19 protein-coding genes and 1 pseudogene are annotated in these 20,005 nt (G+C 33.8%); 7 read left to right on the plus strand and 13 right to left on the minus strand.

Annotated features, from left to right (window positions below):
• Positions 1 to 122: 122 nt before the first annotated feature.
• Positions 123 to 1,073: a 2-hydroxyacid dehydrogenase gene (locus tag QE431_RS21175; RefSeq protein ID WP_307300033.1), complete on the minus strand. Its 951-nt coding sequence runs from the start codon at positions 1,071 to 1,073 to the stop codon at positions 123 to 125.
• 221 nt (positions 1,074 to 1,294) lie between these two features.
• Between QE431_RS21175 and nhaA the strand changes: the two genes are divergently transcribed.
• Genes nhaA through QE431_RS21190 form a run of 3 tightly spaced genes read left to right on the plus strand, consistent with a single transcriptional unit; the run spans position 1,295 to position 3,414 of the window.
• Complete coding sequence (nhaA, locus tag QE431_RS21180) at positions 1,295 to 2,440, plus strand: Na+/H+ antiporter NhaA (RefSeq protein ID WP_057115328.1); 1,146 nt, start codon at positions 1,295 to 1,297, stop codon at positions 2,438 to 2,440.
• 10 nt (positions 2,441 to 2,450) lie between these two features.
• Positions 2,451 to 2,957, plus strand: coding sequence for a hypothetical protein (locus tag QE431_RS21185; RefSeq protein WP_307300037.1), 507 nt, complete (start codon positions 2,451 to 2,453; stop codon positions 2,955 to 2,957).
• A gap of 40 nt (positions 2,958 to 2,997) precedes the next feature.
• A complete protein-coding gene (locus tag QE431_RS21190; RefSeq protein WP_307300040.1) occupies positions 2,998 to 3,414 on the plus strand; it encodes a cytochrome c in 417 nt (138 codons plus the stop codon).
• 80 nt (positions 3,415 to 3,494) lie between these two features.
• Here the strand turns inward: QE431_RS21190 and proC are convergent, their stop codons facing one another.
• From proC to QE431_RS21235, 9 genes and pseudogenes are all read right to left on the minus strand, one after another.
• Positions 3,495 to 4,271 (minus strand): pyrroline-5-carboxylate reductase, encoded by a 777-nt coding sequence (gene proC / locus QE431_RS21195; RefSeq protein WP_307300041.1) that lies wholly within the window; start codon positions 4,269 to 4,271, stop codon positions 3,495 to 3,497.
• Between the two features lie 112 nt (positions 4,272 to 4,383).
• Positions 4,384 to 5,733 carry a magnesium transporter gene (mgtE, locus tag QE431_RS21200; RefSeq protein ID WP_057115332.1) on the minus strand — a complete coding sequence of 450 codons (1,350 nt, stop codon included), beginning with the start codon at positions 5,731 to 5,733 and terminating at the stop codon, positions 4,384 to 4,386.
• Positions 5,717 to 6,503: pseudogene (gene rsmA, locus QE431_RS21205) on the minus strand (16S rRNA (adenine(1518)-N(6)/adenine(1519)-N(6))-dimethyltransferase RsmA). The gene mgtE and the pseudogene rsmA overlap by 17 nt, the downstream one beginning before the upstream one ends.
• 187 nt (positions 6,504 to 6,690) lie before the next feature.
• Complete coding sequence (locus tag QE431_RS21210) at positions 6,691 to 7,002, minus strand: DUF4286 family protein (RefSeq protein WP_057115334.1); 312 nt, start codon at positions 7,000 to 7,002, stop codon at positions 6,691 to 6,693.
• A gap of 110 nt (positions 7,003 to 7,112) precedes the next feature.
• The gene (locus QE431_RS21215) at positions 7,113 to 8,894 is read right to left on the minus strand and encodes a tetratricopeptide repeat protein (protein ID WP_307300046.1); all 1,782 of its coding nucleotides are present in this window, start codon (positions 8,892 to 8,894) and stop codon (positions 7,113 to 7,115) included.
• Between the two features lie 139 nt (positions 8,895 to 9,033).
• Positions 9,034 to 9,894, minus strand: coding sequence for a prolipoprotein diacylglyceryl transferase (lgt, locus tag QE431_RS21220; RefSeq protein ID WP_307300048.1), 861 nt, complete (start codon positions 9,892 to 9,894; stop codon positions 9,034 to 9,036).
• 89 nt (positions 9,895 to 9,983) lie between these two features.
• Positions 9,984 to 11,255: a serine--tRNA ligase gene (gene serS / locus QE431_RS21225; RefSeq protein WP_057115337.1), complete on the minus strand. Its 1,272-nt coding sequence runs from the start codon at positions 11,253 to 11,255 to the stop codon at positions 9,984 to 9,986.
• 158 nt (positions 11,256 to 11,413) lie between these two features.
• Positions 11,414 to 12,331, minus strand: coding sequence for a hypothetical protein (locus QE431_RS21230; RefSeq protein ID WP_307300050.1), 918 nt, complete (start codon positions 12,329 to 12,331; stop codon positions 11,414 to 11,416).
• 132 nt (positions 12,332 to 12,463) lie between these two features.
• Positions 12,464 to 13,003, minus strand: coding sequence for a hypothetical protein (locus QE431_RS21235; protein WP_057115339.1), 540 nt, complete (start codon positions 13,001 to 13,003; stop codon positions 12,464 to 12,466).
• 223 nt (positions 13,004 to 13,226) lie between these two features.
• Here QE431_RS21235 and QE431_RS21240 point away from each other — a divergent pair, with 223 nt between their 5' ends.
• Both QE431_RS21240 and QE431_RS21245 read left to right on the plus strand, forming a co-directional pair.
• Positions 13,227 to 13,664 (plus strand): SMI1/KNR4 family protein, encoded by a 438-nt coding sequence (locus QE431_RS21240; protein WP_307300053.1) that lies wholly within the window; start codon positions 13,227 to 13,229, stop codon positions 13,662 to 13,664.
• Positions 13,665 to 13,877: 213 nt separating this feature from the next.
• Positions 13,878 to 14,327 (plus strand): protease complex subunit PrcB family protein, encoded by a 450-nt coding sequence (locus tag QE431_RS21245; protein ID WP_057115341.1) that lies wholly within the window; start codon positions 13,878 to 13,880, stop codon positions 14,325 to 14,327.
• Between the two features lie 44 nt (positions 14,328 to 14,371).
• Here QE431_RS21245 and QE431_RS21250 read toward each other — a convergent pair whose 3' ends face one another.
• The 3 genes from QE431_RS21250 to QE431_RS21260 all read right to left on the minus strand — a co-directional run bounded on the left by QE431_RS21250 (position 14,372) and on the right by QE431_RS21260 (position 16,590).
• A complete protein-coding gene (locus tag QE431_RS21250; RefSeq protein WP_057115342.1) occupies positions 14,372 to 14,938 on the minus strand; it encodes a hypothetical protein in 567 nt (188 codons plus the stop codon).
• Positions 14,939 to 15,090: 152 nt separating this feature from the next.
• Positions 15,091 to 16,227, minus strand: a complete 1,137-nt coding sequence (locus QE431_RS21255; RefSeq protein ID WP_057115343.1) for a DinB family protein — start codon at positions 16,225 to 16,227, stop codon at positions 15,091 to 15,093.
• 135 nt (positions 16,228 to 16,362) lie between these two features.
• On the minus strand, positions 16,363 to 16,590 hold the full coding sequence (locus QE431_RS21260; RefSeq protein WP_057115344.1) for a CDGSH iron-sulfur domain-containing protein: 228 nt from the start codon (positions 16,588 to 16,590) through the stop codon (positions 16,363 to 16,365).
• Between the two features lie 577 nt (positions 16,591 to 17,167).
• On the opposite strand from QE431_RS21260, the gene metG reads away from it, so the two are divergent.
• Together metG and QE431_RS21270 are read left to right on the plus strand one after the other, a co-directional pair.
• Complete coding sequence (gene metG / locus QE431_RS21265; RefSeq protein WP_307300062.1) at positions 17,168 to 19,303, plus strand: methionine--tRNA ligase; 2,136 nt, start codon at positions 17,168 to 17,170, stop codon at positions 19,301 to 19,303.
• Between the two features lie 333 nt (positions 19,304 to 19,636).
• Positions 19,637 to 19,912, plus strand: a complete 276-nt coding sequence (locus tag QE431_RS21270) for a hypothetical protein (RefSeq protein WP_057115346.1) — start codon at positions 19,637 to 19,639, stop codon at positions 19,910 to 19,912.
• Positions 19,913 to 20,005: the final 93 nt, after the last annotated feature.

Here is a 20,005-nt window from a genome sequence, read left to right on the forward strand (position 1 = left end):
AAGAATTAATTTAGATCCATTCTTTAAAGTTTGAAACAATATTATTAAAAATCAGCAAATAAAACTAATAACAAAAGTAAAATTTACAGGAAAAGACTCGTTATTTAATCTTAACAACCAAATTATTTAACTTTATAAACTGCTTTAATTTTATCGACAATAACCTGCGCTAAACGTTCGTGGCTTTCAAAAGTCCATCCTGCAATATGAGGAGTCAATAAAACATTTTTTGCTTCCAGAAGATATTGAAACGCCTCTGGAGTATTTTTATCTTGAAAAAGTGTTTCAAAAGAAAGTTTCTCATACTCCAAAACATCTAATCCTGCTCCTAATACCTTTTTTGCTTTCATAGCTTCAACTAAATCGGCCGTAACTATATTTTTACCGCGAGAAGTATTAATAATCCAAAATGGCTTTTTAAATGCGTTTATAAAATTTGTATTGACCATTTTATCCGTTTCTGGTGTCCATGGAAGATGAAGACTTAAAACATCTGCTTTTTCTTGTAATTCTGCTAATGAAACTTGTTTGGCATTTTCGTCTCCCACATTCTCCAAAATATCATAACATAAAACCTCAGTATCGAAACCTCTCAGCTTTTTAGCAAAAGCTTTTCCCATATTTCCATAACCAATAATACCGACAGTTTTTAAATCTAGTTCATGACCTCGGTTGCTTTCTCGATTCCATTGACCCGCTTTAACTTCTGCATCGGCTTGGTTTAGATTATTAAATAGCGATAAAATAACGCCCAGCGAATGTTCTGCAACAGCGTTGCGATTACCTTCTGGAGCAGCAATAAGATGAATTCCTTTCGAAGAAGCATACTCACAATCAATGCTTTCCAAACCTGCGCCCACTCTTGCAATAAATTGCAACTTTGTTGCACTGTCCAAAAATGTCTTATCAATCTTAAAACGACTGCGAATTACAATACCGTTATAATCTTGTATTTTTGCTTCTATTTCTTCTTTTGAAGATTTAAAATCAGCGTGATTTTCGAAACCTGCATCTTCTAATTGATTCCAAAGTATTGGATTATTGCTGTCGATATGAAGAATTTTTACACTCATTATTTTTCCAATTTTATACTAAACAAAAATACGGTTAATTTAATATCGCAAACGTCCAAAGGCGCAAAGTTTTTTATACTGATTTCTTTCTGGAACACGGAATATAAACTTGGAGTCTTTTGTGACTTGGCGACTAAACTTTTTTATTGGTCAGATTTTTTCTAACTTTGAAAATACAAGGATTGCATAAATCCATCTCTAAATCTTCAGAATTCTCCGAAATGAAATTAACCAAAACCTTTACAGCTTTTTTTGAAAATGAAAAATCAGGAGGAATTATCTTGCTCTTTGTCACGATTTTATCTCTTTATCTGGCCAATTCTTCTTTTCAAATACACTATACAGAATTTTGGGAAAGAGAAATTGCCGGACATTCAATAACAGATTGGATTAACGACGGCTTAATGACGATTTTCTTTCTGTTAATCGGATTGGAATTGGAACGCGAAATTTATCACGGTGAATTATCGAACATAAAGAATGCTTCGTTACCTATAATGGCTGCTTTTGGCGGAATGCTTGTTCCGGCTGCAATTTTCCTCGTTTTAAATTACGGAACTACAACCCAAAATGGAGCTGGAATTCCGATGGCAACAGATATTGCTTTTGCAATTGGGATTTTATCGCTTCTCGGAAATAAAGTTCCTGCTTCCTTAAAAGTATTTTTAACGGCGCTTGCTGTTATTGATGACTTGGGCGCTATTATAGTAATTGCCATTTTTTACACAACCTCTATCTCATTTCTAAATCTAGGAATCGCTCTTGCAATCTGGGGTTTTCTTTTTGTTTTAAACCGAATGAAAATTCACAATTTGATTCCGTATATCATTGGAGGAATTGTAATGTGGTATTTTATGCTCAATTCTGGAGTTCATGCTACGATAACGGGCGTCATTTTAGCATTTGTAATTCCGTTTGGAGATGGAAGCGAGAAAACATCTTCATACAAACTACAGCATTTTCTGCACAAGCCGGTAGCCTTTTTTATTTTGCCTTTATTTGCTGTAGCCAATACTGCGCTCACAATTACCGAAAATTGGCATGAAGGATTGAACCATGCGAATACTTACGGGATTATTCTTGGACTTGTAATTGGCAAACCGCTGGGAATTTTACTTTTCTCTTCTGTTGGTGTAACGGCGGGGTTATGTGTTTTGCCCAAAAACTTAAAATGGGCTCATATTTTAGGTGCCGGAATGCTCGGCGGTATTGGTTTTACTATGTCGATCTTTATAACTGTTTTGGCTTTTAAAAATCCTGAAATAATTGTTTTTTCTAAAATAGCGATTCTTATTGCCTCTTTTCTAGCTGGACTTTTGGGTTTTGTTTACTTAAAATATATTTTAAATAAAAACACAGCAATCTAATCTAATCGTTATGAGTAAAATTCGCTTTTTTTTCCTGCTGATTTTCTATTTTGGACTGCTATCCTGCAATCAGAAAACAGAAAAGATTTCTTCTGAGAAAAATTTGAAAGAAGAAATAAATGTATCAAAAGTAAATTCTAAAGATGAAATTGAAGGAACTTACACAGATTCTGGCGATTGTAATATATCGTTGATCATTTCAAAAATTAAAAATGATTATCAATATGTTTTTAAAACAAGTATTCGAACTTTAAAAGGAAAAGCGACTTACTCACATAGTAGTTCTGGTGAAAACTATTTAACTCTAGAAGGAATTCAGTGGGATGAATATGAAGGCGACATTAGTAATGAAAACGAAAATGATTCGATTCCACCGAAAGAATTAGAAATCCCAGTTGGAATTGATGCTTTATATGTGAAAGATACTTTAACGATTCAAAATTATGGGAATGCGATGAATTCGTATACCAAGATTTCTGAATGCAGTTTGAAGTATATTCAGCTTATTAAGAAGTAAATAATTTTAAATTCCAAATTCCAATTTTAAATGTAGGCGAGTGAATAGAATTCGACAAATATTACTTATTTCAATTTCTTCTATAATTGTATTGGTTGGAATAATCTTCTATGAAATAAAGACATATAAAGCATCTGAAAACTGGTATTGTCAAACACCTATTCCTGCTTTTTGTGGCACTGCAAACTTATCTGAAAATCAAGAAAAAGGAAAAGAAATATTCAATTCGAACTGTGCTGCTTGTCATAAACTTGATGTCAGAAGTGCTGGACCAGCACTACGTAATGTAGATTCGATTGTTTTTATGAAATGGATAATCAATAAAAATCATAAAATCGATAGTGCAAAAATTGAAAATTTGGGATTAGATTATCACAGAACAAAATTCACAGAATACGTAAAAGAAAAAGAAATCGCCTTAATAATAGAATATTGTTCAACGAAAAAAGACTATTAATATCTAAAGCAAAAAAATCCCAAACCCCAATGATAAAATTGGAATTTGGAATTTAAAAATATTTGGAATTTCTTTAAAACCTACCCTTTGATTTGCTTCAAAGAAGTCTTAATCCCTTTAATCAAAGAAGAACTGAAACCATTATGCTCCATTTCATTTAAACCGACAATTGTACAGCCTTGAGGCGTGGTTACACGATCGATTAATTGTTCTGGATGCACTTTCTCTTCTAAAAGCATTTTCGCAGCGCCTTTTACCGTTTGAGCGGCAATTGCAAGAGCGGTATTAGAATCAAATCCAATTTCGATTCCTGCCTGCATAGAAGCACGAATATAACGTAATGCATACGCAGTACCGCACGCACCTAAAACAGTTGCTGCATCCATTAATTTTTCGTCGATAACAGGAGCTGTTCCTAAATCTTGAAATAAATCAACTATTGGCGAAGCATTTGCTGCGTATTTTTCTGGGAAAGAAATACAAGTTGCCGATTCTCCAAACTGCGCTGCAATATTTGGCATAATTCGAACAACAGGATATTCATTATTTGTTTTAGACTGTAAAACATCAAGCGATAATCCGCTTACTGCCGAAGCAATTGTCTTATTTTGAATAACTGGCAGAATTTCAGCCAAAACAGTATCGACTTGATACGGCTTAATGGTTAAAATCACTACATCAGCTTCTTGAATATTGTGTTTGTTATCGTTAGAAACTGTAATTCCGTATTCAGTCAAATATTGAATACTTGCTGTGTTTCTTCTTGTAACGGTAACTTGGTTGTTTTTTGAAAATTTAGCGATTCCCAAGGCAATAGAAACCCCAAGGTTTCCTCCTCCAATAATGTGTACTTTCATTCTTCTTGGTTTGAATTTATGATGAACTGATTAACAGTATATTTTCCGCCTGTAAATTACGCAGTTTTTAGAGATCTTAAATCACTGTAAACGGCTAATTTGTGGCAAAAATCTAAAATCCAAGAATCAAATTGGCCACGCCGAAGTAAAGCATAATTCCGAATACATCGTTTGTGGTTGTGATAAATGGACCAGTCGCAATTGCGGGGTCAATTTTATTTTTATTCAAGAAAAGCGGCACCAAAGTTCCTAAAGTCGCTGCGAACAAAATCACTACAATCATTGAAATCGAAATTGCAAATCCCACTAAATACTGCTGATACATCACAGAATGATAGCCTAACAGCAATAATGAGATTATACTTCCCGAAATCATAGAAACGGTAATTTCTTTTGTAAAGTAAGCACGGCTGAAATCTTTTAAAGTTCCGTTTGCCAAACCTTGCACAACAATTGCCGAAGCCTGAACTCCGATATTTCCTGCGGTTGCCGAAAGCAAAGGCACAAAAATGATTAATGTAGAATATTTTTGAAACGTTGCTTCGTTTCCTTTTAAAACAAAAGAAGCTACAATTTCAATCACCATTCCGATTAAAAGCCAAGGTAAACGTGCTTTTGTCAATTCGTAAACGCTGTCATTCGATTCAACGTCTTGCGTAATACCCGCCGCTAATTGGTAATCTTTATCAGCTTCTTCCTTAATTACGTCTACGATATCGTCGATAGTAATTCTTCCTACCAAACGACCTAATTCGTCCACAACCGGAATCGCCTCTAAGTCATATTTCTGCATGATACGAGCGACCTCAACGTCTTCTGTATCAACATTAACAAAATTTAATTTTCGGATGTAAACTTCCCCAATCTGAGTTTTTGTAGAAGAAGTCAGCAGATCTTTAAGAGAAAGTCTTCCTTTCAGTCGGTTTTCATCATCCACTACATAAATAGAATGAACTCTAGAGACATTTTCTGCCTGAATTCTCATTTCTTTAACGCAGGTCAAGACGTTCCAGTTTTCATTTACTTTTACAAGCTCTTTTCCCATCAAACCACCAGCCGTGTTTTCGTCGTAACGCAAAAGATCAACAATGTCTTTGGCGTGTTCAACGTCATTCAGCTCTGAGATTACCTCTGCTTTTATTTCTTGCGAAAGTTCAGCGATAATATCGGCTGCATCGTTGGTTTCAAGCTCATCAAGCTCTTCTGCAATTTCTTTTGGTGAAAGTCGGCTTAAGATATTTTCACGCAGATCTTCTTCTAATTCCAGAAGAATTTCGGCTGTTTTATCACTATCTAAAACCTTAAAGATATAAGTGGCTTCGTCGAAATCTAATTCGTCTAAGATTTCGGCAATATCAGCGTGGTGCATATCATTAAGTAAAACTTCAAGTTCGTTGTCGTTTTTCTTATTGATTAGTTCTTCTAACTGATGTATAAATTCTCTACTAACTTTGAACTCCATCGGTTTCTATTTTTAGAGTTAGTTCAATAAATTCATCGACGCTAAGCTGCTCCGGACGTTTATCAAAGATAGTGTCTTCTCGCAATTTGTCTGATAAATTTAATGTTTTCAAACTGTTACGTAATGTTTTTCGTCTCTGCTGAAAAGCGGTTTTTACAACTGTAAAAAATAGCCTTTCGCTGCAAGGAAGACTGTAATCTTCCTTTCGGGTCATTCTCATCACACCCGACTTAACCTTGGGCGGAGGAATAAAAACGTTTTCATCAACCGTAAACAGATACTCTGTAATATAGAAAGCCTGAGCTAAAACTGATAATATTCCGTACGTTTTTGAGCCTTTCTTTTCGCAGATACGCTCAGCAACTTCTTTCTGAAACATTCCAGAAAACTCTGGAATCTGATGTTTAAGATCTAAAGTCCTAAAAACCAATCTGTGAAGAAATATTGTACGGAAAGTTTCCAATTATAGCAAACTGTTTGTCTTGGTAAACTTCATTTATATTGTACTTCAGGAAATCCTGAGAGATAATTTTGTCTTTTAATTTTGGATAATGTGCGTCCAAATACGCTACAGATTCGGTATCGATTTCTATAACATGCGTCGTAATTGGCTTTTCAAGCAAATACTTAGTAAGCACACCCATCCCTGGTCCTATTTCTAAAACCTCATCGTACCCTTTCAGACTTAAAGTGTCAGCGATAGCTTTTGCTACGCTTTCGTCTTTAAGAAAGTGCTGTCCTAAATGTTTTTTGGCTTTTACTTTTTCCATTTTATATCTTGTTTGCCGCGAGGGCGCAAAAGTATTCTTTTTGCTGTAAAGGCACTAAGAAACAAAGCTTTATTTTTGTGCTTTTTTTGCCACAATCCCGATAGCTATCGGGACAAAGACACAAATATTTAGTTTTTTCTTCTAAATTATAATACTAAAAACTGCGACTGTGACTGTAAACTAAAACCTAGTGTTCCGAAATAACTTCTAATTCTGTTCTGAAAGAAAGCATTTTATCTGCAAATAACCCCAAAGCTTCTCTATGAAATTCTGGTTCGTCTTCGATATAAAACTTATCTAAAGTTTCTTTACTGTCTGTTACATATTGAACAGAATAAGTAATTCCGCCCATTTCTTCTTCAACCAAAACTTTTACAATTCTAGCCGATGAAAATTTATTAGTAGCCAGAATTTCTGGTATGTGTTTTTCCTGCATCCATTTTAGCCATTGGTCGTGAACGCTTTCGTGTATGTTTGTGGTAACGTTGTAAATAATCATTTTTTTCTAAGGTTCTGAGATGCTAAGATTCTGAGTTTTTTCTCTAAACTTAAAATCATCTCATTATTAATTCTTTTCAGTTTGGAATTTGGAATTTAAAATATTGGAATTTATAAATTCTTATCCCCTCTTAACTCGCGGTACTTTTTTCTGGCATCAACAAAGTAAATACTGTCTTGATGGTTAAAAATTACCTTTTCATATAAAGGCTTGGCCTTTTCTGTATCTTTTAGTTCGTCGTTATAAATTTCAGCTGAGAAAAATAGCGCTTCATCAACGTAAATTCCGTCGCTGTGATTGTCAATAATCTGCTGATATTGGCTTAAAGCCGAGGCAAAATCTTTCTGACTTTCGTAAACTTTTCCTAAACGCAATAATGTTACGGCTTCTATTTCTTGTCCTTTAAAAGTTTTCAAGATATTCTGAAACTGCGTTACCGCTTCTTGTTTTTTATTCTGATAAATTAAAAAATCTCCTTTTGCAAATTGTTTCAATGCTACTTGAGTTGAATCTGCAGCGGTATTATCATTAATTAAAAGAAAATATTCTAAAGCGTCGTTGGCAATTAACTGCGTATTGGCTGCTTTTAGTTCTTTAAATTGTTTATTAGCCCATTCAAAATCACCTTTGTAATAACTCGTTTTGGCCGCCTTCAAACTGGCTTCGTGCGCCATTACATCATTCTTTAAATCCAATTGAATCTGCGAATAGTAAATAAGCGCCTGATTGTATTTTTCTTCCAAAAGCAGAATATCAGCCAGCTCCATTTTGGCATCGGCTTTTTGATATTCGTTTAAATTTAATTCTAAAGCCTTTTTGACAACTGCCTTTCCTTCTTCAGGTTTTTTTAAATTAAAAGCTAGAAAATGTGCCTGAATAAGCTGCAAAGATAAACTAAAAGGATTGATTTCGTAAGTTGCCAACAATTGCTGCAATTCCTGATTGATGGCTGGATAATCTTTTTCCTGAGCGTTATCAATCTTAATCTGCATCAAATAAGCATTCGATTGAATCAATAAATCTAAATCTTTGGTGTTTTGAAGAATGAAATTCAGAATTTCTACAGCCGTTTCATCATCGTCTTCATTCATCGCAAACTGACTCAAATTGACAATACTCATCAATGATTCTGGCTCACGTTTGTAAATTGCTTTTTCTTGAATAAATGCTTTTCCGAATTCTTTCTGCTGTACATAAAACCAGCTTAAGTAATGGTTCCAGAAAACGTCTTGATCTTTTTGGGTTTTCAAGATTAAAGCTTTTCGCATGGCATCTTTAAAAGCCGTATTATCCGTTTCACCATTCATAAATCGGGACAATTGCGTCTGGATCAAATTGGTATTCTGCGGATTTGTAAAAGATTCTGTCAGCAAAAGATCGATCATTTGATCAGTTTTTCCTAACTGACCGTATAACATTCCAATTTGAAAATTGAAATTGAAGTTCGGCTGTACCTGCATTGCCGTTTGATAGGCTTTTAAAGCATATTCTAACAATACTTTTTTCTCGAATGAATTGGCAACTCCGTAAACATCATTTGGATTTACTTTTATTTTTTCAATTGCCTGTTCGTAATAATTTTTGGCTTTCGAATCGTTTTTCTGCAATTGAAAATTATAGCCTAATTCAACTAAAAAAACACCTTGTTTGTAGCGATTGTAACGCTCTTGAATTGCTTTTTCGGCATTGGCAAACTGCTGTAATTGCTGGTAACAATCGACCAATCTTAAAAAATACTGGGTATTGGAAGGAGAACTTTTTAAAAGCTCTTCGTAACTAATTTTGGCTTTATCGAAATCACCTTTGTCGTAATAATATTGGGCTAATTGTTCATTTTGTGCGAATGAAAAAGTAGACCATAGTAAAACAATATAAATGAAGATGTTTTTCATGTTTTTTTAATTTTCAGCCTGTATTAGTTTTCAGTCGCAGTTTTCAGTCTAGGACACTGTAAACTGTAACTGTCAACTGTGACTTTTTTAAGTTTTCAGTCTAGTAAACTGTAAACTGCGACTGTAAACTGTGACTTTTTTAGTTTTCAGTCTCATTAAATTGTAAACTGCCATTGTCAACTGTGACTTTTCGAGTTTTCCAAAAAATCAGAGCTAAACCAATTAATATAAATGGAATACTTAAAATCTGTCCCATATTAATAAGCATACTATTCTCAAAAGCTTCTTGATTTTCTTTGAAAAATTCAATTATGAATCTAGCTGAGAATAATAAAGTTAAGAAAGTTCCAAAGATTAATCCCTGTGCATTTCTAATTTTTTCTGATTTGTACATGTAAAATAGAATCCCGAAGATCAATAAATAAGCAAATACTTCGTACAATTGCGTTGGATGTCTCGGAATTAAATCATCTCTTTGAAAGACAACTCCCCAATTTCCATTGGTAGGTTTTCCGTAGATTTCAGAATTCATAAAATTTCCCATTCTGATAAAAGTCCCCGTTACAGGAACAGCAACCGCCATTTTATCTAAAAGCCCTAAAAACTGAACTTTATATTTTCGGCAGTACAAAATCATTGCCGTTATAACTCCAATTGATCCTCCGTGGCTTGCCAAACCTTGGTAACCCACAAATTGATAAACTCCTTTTATTTTCTGAATCGGTAAAAGAATTTCTATCGGATGTTTGAAGAAATACTCTGGTTCATAAAAAAAGCAATGTCCTAATCTTGCTCCTAAAACGGTTCCGACAATTACGTAAATCAATAAAGTATCTAGGTTATCTAGCGAAAGATTTTCTTTCTTATAAATATTTCTAACAATGTAGAAACCTAAAAGAAGTCCGGTGGCAAAGAGAGCTCCGTAATATTTTAATGGGAAACTATCTGTAATCCAGAAAATAACGGGATCTACGTTCCAGTTTAATATTCCGTTCTTCATAAGTAGTAGTTTTTAGTTTTCAGTTACAGTCGCAGTTTTCAGTAACAATATCTAACTGTGACTGAAAACTGCGACTGAAAACTAAAAAACTAGTTTATAATATCAAATCCGCAGTAAGGGCGCAAAACTTCTGGGATTACGATTCCTTCTGGAGTTTGGTAATTTTCAATAATTCCGGCCAAAACTCTAGGAAGCGCCAATGAACTTCCGTTAAGTGTATGTGCCAGTTGATTCTTTCCATCTTTGTCTTTAAAACGTAGTTTCAAACGATTTGCCTGGAAAGTTTCAAAGTTAGAGACAGAACTAATTTCTAACCAGCGGTCTTGTGCTGTAGAAAACACTTCAAAATCATACGTTAAAGCAGATGTAAAGCCCATATCGCCTCCGCAAAGACGTAAAACTCTGTAAGGCAATTTTAATTCTTTTAAAATATCTTTTACATGTTCTACCATTCCGTCAAGGGCTTCATAAGACTTTTCAGGGTGTTCAACACGAACGATTTCTACTTTATCAAATTGGTGTAAACGATTTAATCCGCGAACGTGAGCTCCGTAAGAACCTGCTTCACGACGGAAACATGGTGTGTAAGCTGTATATAAAACCGGTAATTCTGTTTCTGTCAAAAGAACATCTCGAAATAAATTCGTAACCGGAACCTCAGCGGTTGGAATCAAATATAAATCATCAATAGTAGAATGATACATCTGCCCTTCTTTATCTGGTAATTGTCCAGTTCCGTAACCAGAAGCTTCGTTTACCAAATGCGGCACCTGAACTTCATTGTATCCTGCAGCTGTATTTTTATCTAAAAAGTAGTTGATTAAAGCACGCTGTAAACGAGCTCCTTTACCTTTATAAACAGGAAATCCTGCTCCAGTAATTTTTACACCCAATTCAAAATCGATAATATCGTATTTCTTTACCAATTCCCAGTGCGGCTGTGCGCCTTCGTGCAAAACAGGAATATCTCCTTCTTGAAAAACATTCAAATTGTCGTCTGGCGTTTTTCCTTCAGGAACGATATCTGCTGGTAGATTTGGTAATGTGTATAATTTATTGGTTAACTCAACAGCCAAAGCTTCTGCTTTTTCGCTCAGTTCTTTACTTTTTTCTTTTAGTGAAACCGTTTTTTCCTTTAAGATTGCCGCTTTAGCTTTCTCACCAGCTTTCATCAATTCACCAATATCTTTGGACAATTTATTAGATTCTGATAAAGTATTGTCTAATTCCACCTGCGCAGCACGACGATTTTCGTCTAATTGAACCACCTCTTCAACAACGCTTTTAGCATCGATATTTCGTTTTGCTAAAGCTTTGATTACTTTCTCTTGATTTTCTCTAATAAATGCAATTTGTAACATAGCTTGATTTTTATAACTATTGTATTTTTTATAACGGAAGCAAATTTAAGGAAATGTTTGTTAACAATAGGACAAAGTTTATAAGGAAAACTGAAATCGCCTATAAACACCAAAAGCACTATAAAAGTGCTCTTGTTATTATTTCAAATCTCTAAATTTTACTCCAGAAAGCGATGTCTTTCGTCTCTATGAAAAGCATATTCCCTGCCGTTAAACTTTAATTTTTCAGATTCTTTTTTGGTTTTCAGATTTATTTCTTCTGGCAAAGCTTTTTCTGAATCAGCTTCTACAGCTTCTTCATATGAAAAATTTTTGGTCACAATTAAGTCATAAAAACCATTCGTTTTATGATCTCCAAAACTCATTCCTGTTTCTAAAGTTTCGATTTGATAAGTTCCTCCTCCATTAGAATCTCCATTTGTCATTCGAATTGGATATTCGTACAACACTTTTTTAATTTCTTTGTCGGCTAAAGTCACCAATGTAAATTTCTGTTCAGAATATAGTACGATTCTGCTGCTTGCACTGGCTTCTGTATAAAAGGCAATTGCCGGCGTACTTTCATTTAAATAAACCAAATCTTTTAAGATATGTGATTTCGAAAACCGAATTGCTTCATTATCATAATAACCTAAATTATCATCAAATTCTTCTGCGATTATACTTCCGTCTTCTCTATTTACGAATAAATATTTACGCTGCAAATAATTTCCTAAATCTTCAAACTCATCAGATTTCTTATTCTTTTTATGTTCAACAGTCGTAAGAACAAAAAATGCAGTTTTATCGTCGTAGTTAATAGAACTTGTTTGGTCTATTTTAATATTAGAATATTTGATTTTTAAGTTAGAAGCGACTTTAGAAAGCAGATTAAGATTTAATTCTTCTGAATCTTTGATATCATCCAGATTCTTAAAAACGAGTTTTTTAAACTGCTTTTGGTTTAAATCATTGTTCGTTTCATTTTGAGAAAGCAACTCCTGATTCTGAATTTCTGCTTCTTTAGAACTTTTTTCGCTTTTTCCGCAGGAAAGCAAAAACATCAAAACTACAATCGGAAGAATAGTTTTTTTCATAGGTTAATTATTTAGAAAATTTCGGGCACTTCAAATATATAATTTTCTTACAATTGATGATAAGAAAATTAAAATTTCAAAACCAAAATGCTAAAACCGTAAAATATTAAAAACTAAACAGGATTTTAATATTTAATCCCTTTTGATTTCATGCCCTACAAATTCTTCTAAAACTTTAAACATTTCTTCCACCGAAAGTACTTCTGTATCAGGATGCGATTTTAAAAATGCAGCATTTAATTCGACTAGATTTTCATCCAACTCAAAATAAGCATTATTGTTTAATAAATCACGAAACGGACTTGCGACATCGAATTTTGCCTGCAAGAATTTACCCAGTTTGATATTGCTTTGTAAACGCAGTTTTCGGCATTGTTCTTTAAATAATTCCAAATGTTTTTCGGCGCCAATTAATGCCAAACCTTCTTCTATCAATTCGTTCAATTCTTTATTCCAGCCTGAATCGTGCACGAATTTAGAAAAATTTCCTTCGGCGTATTTTGAAGCATAAAAGTCTAAATAATAGCTCATCAATGCATCTTCGTGAATCAAATCATCGTCTATTTTTTCTTCACGCATTAAATTGATTACCGAGATATTCGAATTAACAACGTCTTGAGGATTTTCACTGTTTGCCGCAGTTTCTGAAATGATGATTTTACCGAATTCCATTTGAGTTTGTATTTAAAAGATTGTTTGCAAATTTCGGAGAAAAAACAATAGAAACAGCAATAATTTACAGCCGAATTACATAAATACTTTCATTCTAAGAAAAACTACCGAGTAATTATAAGTAAGAAAAATAACACTAACTTTGAATTTTTAAAAGAATTAATTTAAATATTAGCCTTAGATATGCATTAATCTTAAAACTGATTTATTTAAAATTGATATGATGGCAAATTATACTTTAGAAAAAGAATTCTTAAAAAAAGTTGAAAACAATAACGATAAGCAAAATGAGAGAGAAATCTTAAACAAAGATCAAATTAAAAATCTTCTTTTAAAATATCCAAAACTACCACAAGATTACCTGATCTATTTACAAGAAATTGGTTCGGGTAGTTTTAGAGAATGTCAATTTAATATCGCATCATCTTTGTTTGATTTAGAAGATTTAGGGCTTAATAATTATTACGAATTGAAATCTAATGTTTGGTTCTTTGGAGATAATTATTCTGGTGATTTCTCTGGTTTTGACTTTGATAAAAATGACGGAAATGTTGTTGAATTTTGGCATGAAAGTGGAGAACTTTATTATACTAATAAGCCTTTTCAAGCTTATATTAGAGAACAAATGCTTATGGATGAAAATGGCAAAGATATATTGTAGATCATACTCAAATTTTAAACTTTGATTGAGATGCTGTACTAATTTTAATATTCTTAGATAAACACACAATCTTTCACAAAAATTCACGTTATTTATATTAAATAAGGTGATAGGTTTAAAAAGAAACCATCTTTAACGCAACCATTTTAGAAAAAAATCATCTGTTTAATAAATAGAGCTTTACAGCAAAACTCTATTGCCAAAGCCAAAACCATGAAACAGATTTTACTTATTTTAATGATTCTATTTGCTCTCACAAGCTGCGAAAATGACGATTTGCCGCAGTCTGATGTGCAATATTCATTGGTGGGTAAAGGAGATTCTTTTCCGAATGACAAAAGCGTCGCTCAAAGACATTTAGTTATTAAAGATGCTAAAACTTGGAATAGTCTAATCAATGAAATGGATGCTGCTAATAACTTAACCCAAGATTTGAAAGAAATTAATATTGATTTCAATAAATATCAAATTATTGCAATTATTGACAAAACCCAAAAAGGTGGCGGACATTCTATAGATGTTGTCGAAATGTCTGAGAATCGTAACACTATAATTGTAAAGGTCGAAAAACTAAAAAACGGTGATCTTAGTTCGAGATTATCTAGACCTTATGACATTGTAAAAATGGCCAAAACAACCAAAAAAGTTGTTTTTGAGCAATAATCAAAATCGTAATTTCTTTAATTATTGAAGCTCATCAACGTTCGTTATTCAACATTAAACAATCTCAAAATATAAGAGAGTTCGTAAGCAATAAAAAGTACTACTAGAATACTATGAAACCTTTTATTATCGACTTTTATTGCCGCGAAACATAAAATAATATGACTTATAACCCGAACAAAATATTCGGTTTGATTGTATAAAAAATAATCTCCTCCTTTAATTGCGGTATCGATTATATCGGCTCCAAAACTTATCGCCAGAATCGAAAAAAACCACTTCTTCCTCGAATAAAAATAATCTTCGTAACCTGTGTAATCAACCAAATCATCAGGATAAAGAATTGCACAAAGAAGATAGTAAATTAAAATATAGCAGATGATGAAGAAATAATCTACAAAATACCATTCGTGAATTAATTTCAGATTAAACTCCCACCACCAAAAATGAATCAGCATCAAGAATACATAAAACACCCATAAGGCATGTACAAAGTAAAATTTCTTCCGTCCCGGATGCTGAATAAAAATTACGGATCCTTTTATGAGATGTGTTAAACTCAAACCCAGAATGATTCCGATAATTGATTTGACATGAGTTAGTTCTTCCATAAATAACAGTATTATTTATACCGAACTAAAATTAAATCAATTAATTTAAAAACATGCGTTTAGAAATAAAATTATTCTAAACGATTTATCCAGTTCATCCAAATTCTTTTGATAAAAAAAAGCCGCATTTAAAAAATGCAGCTTTCATCTATTTACTTCTTAATTTCCTGTGGAAGCGTTTTTTGTTGCGGTTTCTCTGGCGGAATTCGTTTTTTCAAAAATAAAATCTGACCTAAATGACTCGATTGGTGTTCCATTACGTGAAACCAGCAATATTGATTGGTCATATCATATTTTAACTGAACTTGGGCAAACCAAGCATCGTCTCTTTTCTTTAATTCTTCAATAGTTTTGGCACGGACTTGATTATAAATATCCAAATAATATTGAATATCATGACCTTTAAATTCGTCACGTCCGCCTTGATCTAAATTTAAAGCGTTGTTCCAAATTTTCTTTTCTTCTTCATTAAAATCCCTGTTTTCAAAAGTAAAAACCTGATAGTATTTTTCGGCTGCAGCCAAATGCATAACCAAAGCTCCAATTCGATTCGCCTCTTCATCATGAAGATAATCAATTTCATATTGACTCATGTTTTTAACCGTTCTTTCGACACGAGATTTAAGATCTTCCAGCATCGAAATCATGTCGGCAATCTTTGGTGAAGCTCCTTCAACATTTCCTATTCTGGCTTCGGGTCTTGGTTTAATGCCGCTTCCTTCTAATAATAAACTGCTTTTTCCGTCGACGCTCGATTTATCTGAGGTAATTTTATATTCCTTTACTTTAACAATAGCATCTTTTGAGGTTCCTAAACTCCATTTCGGAATATCTCCATTCTTTACAGCAGTTTCAAAACTTGAATTTAAAACCGTTAAAGGTTCAAAAACACCTTTATCATTTTCAATCCATAATTCGAATTTGTCAAAATAGAATTTTCCGTTATTGATACAAAGACCTCCAAAACTCAATGATTTGCTGTTTTTATCTAAAGTTCCTTCTACGGTATAAGAATTCCATTCTTTAGATTTTACAGGTCTGTCCTGCATATTATCAAAAAAACCTTCTTCATCATTTTTAGTATCAACTCTCGCCCAGACTCCAGCCCAAGCCGTTGGCTCTGTAGTTTCTGCTTTAACTGAAGCAATTACCTTAAATTTTTTCGTAACAGCAGTCTGAATATCAATGGTCTGATTGAAGGACGTCCAATCGCTGGATATCGTTTTTTGTGTTTGAGCGTAACTGGCGCTGAAAAACAAAAACAACAGTGGTATTATTAGTTTTTTCATTTTTGGAAAATTAAAGTTGCAGTAAATGTAATATTTGTTTCTTTAAGTAATAACTTACTTTTATAAAAAATAATGCACAAAAAAACCGCACTCCCAATAGAATGCGGTTTTAAGATATTTTAACCTAAATGAATTTTAGTTAGTTTTCATTGGCGGTAAGTCAAACGCAACAGAATCGTGTTCGAAATTATTTCTGTGTCCTCCATCGCAAAATGGTTTGTTTGCAGATAATCCGCAGCGGCAAAGTCCAAGTGCAGATCTTCCTTGTAAACCGTAAAGAACTCCTTCTGGATCCATAATTTCAAAATCCCCTTCGATTTTAATAGATCCGTTTTTATTGATGATTAATTTTGTCTTGCTCATAAACTTGTTTTTTTCGAGTGCAAAGATTGCGAAATATATCTTTATTTATAAGTGGTAAACGTAGTTTAAACTGGTTCTATTTTAATTGGTTTTACCACAGAGATGCACAGAGATTCACAAAGGTTTTTATTGTTAGGGTAAAAAATCTCGCAAAGGCGCAGAGTCGCAAAGGTTTTATTCTTTTGTCAGACTGAGCGATCCCGAGACTTGGGGAGAAGTCCCGCAAAGTTTTTTTGAATTGCGTCCAGCTTTAGCTGGATGTAATTATAATAAGAACGCACTAAATTGGCTTTAGCCCAAAACAAGCATTTGGCTAAAGCCATATAAATTAATAGAATTACAACCTCCAGCTAAAGCTAGAGGCAATTAGTACTTAAAATTAAAATCTTTTATAATCCTTTTAATCTGTGGCATAAAAAAACTCTTCGCCTTTGCGAGATTAATTCGATTTACTTTAAAAAACTTAGCGAATCTCTGTGTTTTTCTTCCCGTGACTCTGCGAAATTACGTGCGAATCTTCATGTAATATTAAAATCTCAAATCTATTGCTTATTTTTGCACTCAATAAAATTGAGTTATGACACAGAATCCAAAGAGATATACGATCACAGCGGCATTACCTTACACCAATGGACCTATTCATATTGGGCATTTGGCGGGGGTTTATGTACCTGCAGATATATATTCGAGATACTTAAGATTGCAGGGAAAAGATGTAGCATTTATTTGCGGAAGCGATGAACACGGCGTTGCAATTTCGATGAAAGCCAAAAAAGAAGGAATTACACCACAAGAAGTTATTGACAAATATGATGGAATTATCCGTAAATCGTTTGCAGATTTCGGAATTTCATTCAACAATTATTCTAGAACTTCGGCGAAAATTCATCATGATACGGCTCAGGAATTTTTTAGAAAACTGTATGATAATGGTGATTTTATTGAAGAAGTAACAGAGCAATTGTACGATGCAAAAGCAGATCAGTTTTTAGCTGACCGTTTTGTGGTTGGAACTTGCCCTAGATGCGGTAATGAAGGAGCTTACGGTGATCAATGCGAAAATTGCGGATCTACTTTGAATGCGACTGATTTAATCAATCCGAAATCGACAATTACTGGAGAAACTCCAATTCTTAAAGAAACAAAACACTGGTTTTTACCTTTAGACCGTTATTCTGATTTCTTAACCAAATGGATTTTAGAAGGACATAAAAACGACTGGAAACCTAACGTTTACGGACAAGTAAAATCTTGGATCGACGGCGGATTGGAACCTCGTGCCGTAACGCGTGACCTTGACTGGGGAATTGATGTTCCGGTTGAAGGTGCCGAAGGAAAAAAATTATATGTTTGGTTTGATGCGCCAATCGGGTATATTTCGTCTACGAAAGAATGGGCAGCGCGCGAAGGAAAAGATTGGGAACCATATTGGAAAGATGAAGACACCAAACTGGTTCACTTTATTGGGAAAGACAATATTGTTTTTCACTGTATCATTTTCCCAGCGATGCTGAAAGCTGAAGGAAGCTATATTTTACCAGACAACGTTCCTGCAAATGAGTTTTTGAATTTGGAAGGAAACAAACTTTCGACTTCTAAAAACTGGGCAGTTTGGTTACACGAATATTTAGAAGAGTTTCCAGATAAGCAGGATGTTTTGCGTTATGCTTTAACATCAAACGCTCCTGAAACAAAAGATAACGATTTTACATGGAAAGATTTCCAAGCGAGAAATAACAACGAATTAGTGGCTATTTTCGGAAATTTCATTAATCGTGTTGTGGTTTTAACCAATAAATATTACGATGGTGTTATTCCAACGCCAAATGAATTTACAGAAGTTGACGAACAAACTTTAGCCGAATTAAAAGCGTATCCAGCTGTAATTTCAAGTTCTGTTGAGCGTTACAGATTCCGTGAAGCTTTAGGCGAATTGATGAATGTTGCGCGTTTAGGAAATAAATACCTTGCAGACGAAGAGCCTTGGAAAGTAATGAAAGACAATCCAGAGCGTGTAAAAACTCAAATGTATGTGGCATTGCAAATTGCTGCTGCGTTGAGCGTTTTAGCTGAGCCGTTTTTACCTTTTACAGCTTCTAAACTTTCTAAAATCTTGAATTTAGGTGATCTTAAAGAACATTTTGCTGGATTCAGTAAGTTTTTGAAAGAGAAAGACCGCGATGCAAAAGACATTGTAATTGAGAAAACATTAGGCTGGAATGACATTTCTGAGAATTCAGATTTAATTCCGGCAGGACATAAAATTGGTGAAGCAGAATTGCTTTTCGCTAAAATTGAAGACGAAGAAATACAAAAACAAGTAGATAAATTGGAAGCGACAAAAACCGCAAATATTGCTGAAAACAAACAAGCAGAACCACAAAAAGATTTAATTCAGTTTGAGGATTTTGCGAAAATGGATATTCGTATCGGAACAATTTTGGAAGCTGAAAAAATGCCAAAAGCAAACAAACTTTTAGTATTAAAAGTTGATACTGGAATTGACGTTCGTACGATTGTTTCAGGAATTGCTGAGAGTTTTTCTCCAGAAGAAATTATCGGGAAACGTGTTTCTGTATTAGCAAACTTAGCGCCAAGAGCTTTACGCGGCGTTGAAAGTCAAGGAATGATCTTGATGACAACAAATGCTGAAGGAAAATTGGTTTTTGTAAATCCAGATGCTGATGCGCCGAATGGAGCTACAGTAAATTAAACTGATTTAGACAGTAAATATATCGTTTGTCATTTCGAGGAACGAGAAATCGCACGCGAGATTCATGCAATGTTTGTTGAGTTTCTAGTGCGATTTCTCGTTCCTCGAAATGACAATATCACCAGATTAAAATAAGATTTTTCTTTCTTTTTATAAATTTATATTTGTAAGTTTGTCTTGCAAAAATACTTCAGAAGTAATTCTGAACTTTATTAAAAGTTAACAATAAGCGAACCCTCGCCATGATGGCCCTATGGAAACTCGGGAAATCTATCCTTCTGGGGTATTTTTGCACATCTAAAGCGAGGGTTTCGTGCGTTTAATATTTTCGATATGCAAAGAGAAAATCAAAAACCGACACACCACGATGTAATGCCATCGATGGCAAAATTCCTGTCAGACCTTTGGTTTGAAGGAGATTTTAGAGAACAGCCCAATTATCTGTCTGAAATTTTCAAGAGAATTCTTGAAACAGACTTGGGAGATGACAAAGAGCTAAGATCAAAAATGATGGAGTGCATCAAAATCAGCAAAATGCTTGCCAAAACACTCGAACCTTTTTCGGATAAACAAATTCAGAAAGCGTGCAGTAAATTTATAGCTGCTTAAAACAACAAAAAAGCGTTAATCAATTATTATTTTTAATCGATTCACGCTTTTTGCTTTCAAAATAGTTGTTTTCTCAGTTATCTTTGAAAAATA

It is taken from the genome of Flavobacterium sp. SORGH_AS_0622 (genome assembly GCF_030818825.1).
GTDB lineage: Bacteria > Bacteroidota > Bacteroidia > Flavobacteriales > Flavobacteriaceae > Flavobacterium.

Coding starts and splice junctions, on each gene's coding strand:
- QE431_RS21175 (WP_307300033.1), bottom strand. CDS start 1,073: ATGAGTGTAAAAATTCTTCATATCGACAGCAATAATCCAATACTTTGG.
- nhaA (WP_057115328.1), top strand. CDS start 1,295: ATGAAATTAACCAAAACCTTTACAGCTTTTTTTGAAAATGAAAAATCA.
- QE431_RS21185 (WP_307300037.1), top strand. CDS start 2,451: ATGAGTAAAATTCGCTTTTTTTTCCTGCTGATTTTCTATTTTGGACTG.
- proC (WP_307300041.1), bottom strand. CDS start 4,271: ATGAAAGTACACATTATTGGAGGAGGAAACCTTGGGGTTTCTATTGCC.
- mgtE (WP_057115332.1), bottom strand. CDS start 5,733: ATGGAGTTCAAAGTTAGTAGAGAATTTATACATCAGTTAGAAGAACTA.
- QE431_RS21210 (WP_057115334.1), bottom strand. CDS start 7,002: ATGATTATTTACAACGTTACCACAAACATACACGAAAGCGTTCACGAC.
- QE431_RS21215 (WP_307300046.1), bottom strand. CDS start 8,894: ATGAAAAACATCTTCATTTATATTGTTTTACTATGGTCTACTTTTTCA.
- lgt (WP_307300048.1), bottom strand. CDS start 9,894: ATGAAGAACGGAATATTAAACTGGAACGTAGATCCCGTTATTTTCTGG.
- serS (WP_057115337.1), bottom strand. CDS start 11,255: ATGTTACAAATTGCATTTATTAGAGAAAATCAAGAGAAAGTAATCAAA.
- QE431_RS21230 (WP_307300050.1), bottom strand. CDS start 12,331: ATGAAAAAAACTATTCTTCCGATTGTAGTTTTGATGTTTTTGCTTTCC.
- QE431_RS21235 (WP_057115339.1), bottom strand. CDS start 13,003: ATGGAATTCGGTAAAATCATCATTTCAGAAACTGCGGCAAACAGTGAA.
- QE431_RS21240 (WP_307300053.1), top strand. CDS start 13,227: ATGGCAAATTATACTTTAGAAAAAGAATTCTTAAAAAAAGTTGAAAAC.
- QE431_RS21245 (WP_057115341.1), top strand. CDS start 13,878: ATGAAACAGATTTTACTTATTTTAATGATTCTATTTGCTCTCACAAGC.
- QE431_RS21250 (WP_057115342.1), bottom strand. CDS start 14,938: ATGGAAGAACTAACTCATGTCAAATCAATTATCGGAATCATTCTGGGT.
- QE431_RS21255 (WP_057115343.1), bottom strand. CDS start 16,227: ATGAAAAAACTAATAATACCACTGTTGTTTTTGTTTTTCAGCGCCAGT.
- QE431_RS21260 (WP_057115344.1), bottom strand. CDS start 16,590: ATGAGCAAGACAAAATTAATCATCAATAAAAACGGATCTATTAAAATC.
- metG (WP_307300062.1), top strand. CDS start 17,168: ATGACACAGAATCCAAAGAGATATACGATCACAGCGGCATTACCTTAC.
- QE431_RS21270 (WP_057115346.1), top strand. CDS start 19,637: ATGCAAAGAGAAAATCAAAAACCGACACACCACGATGTAATGCCATCG.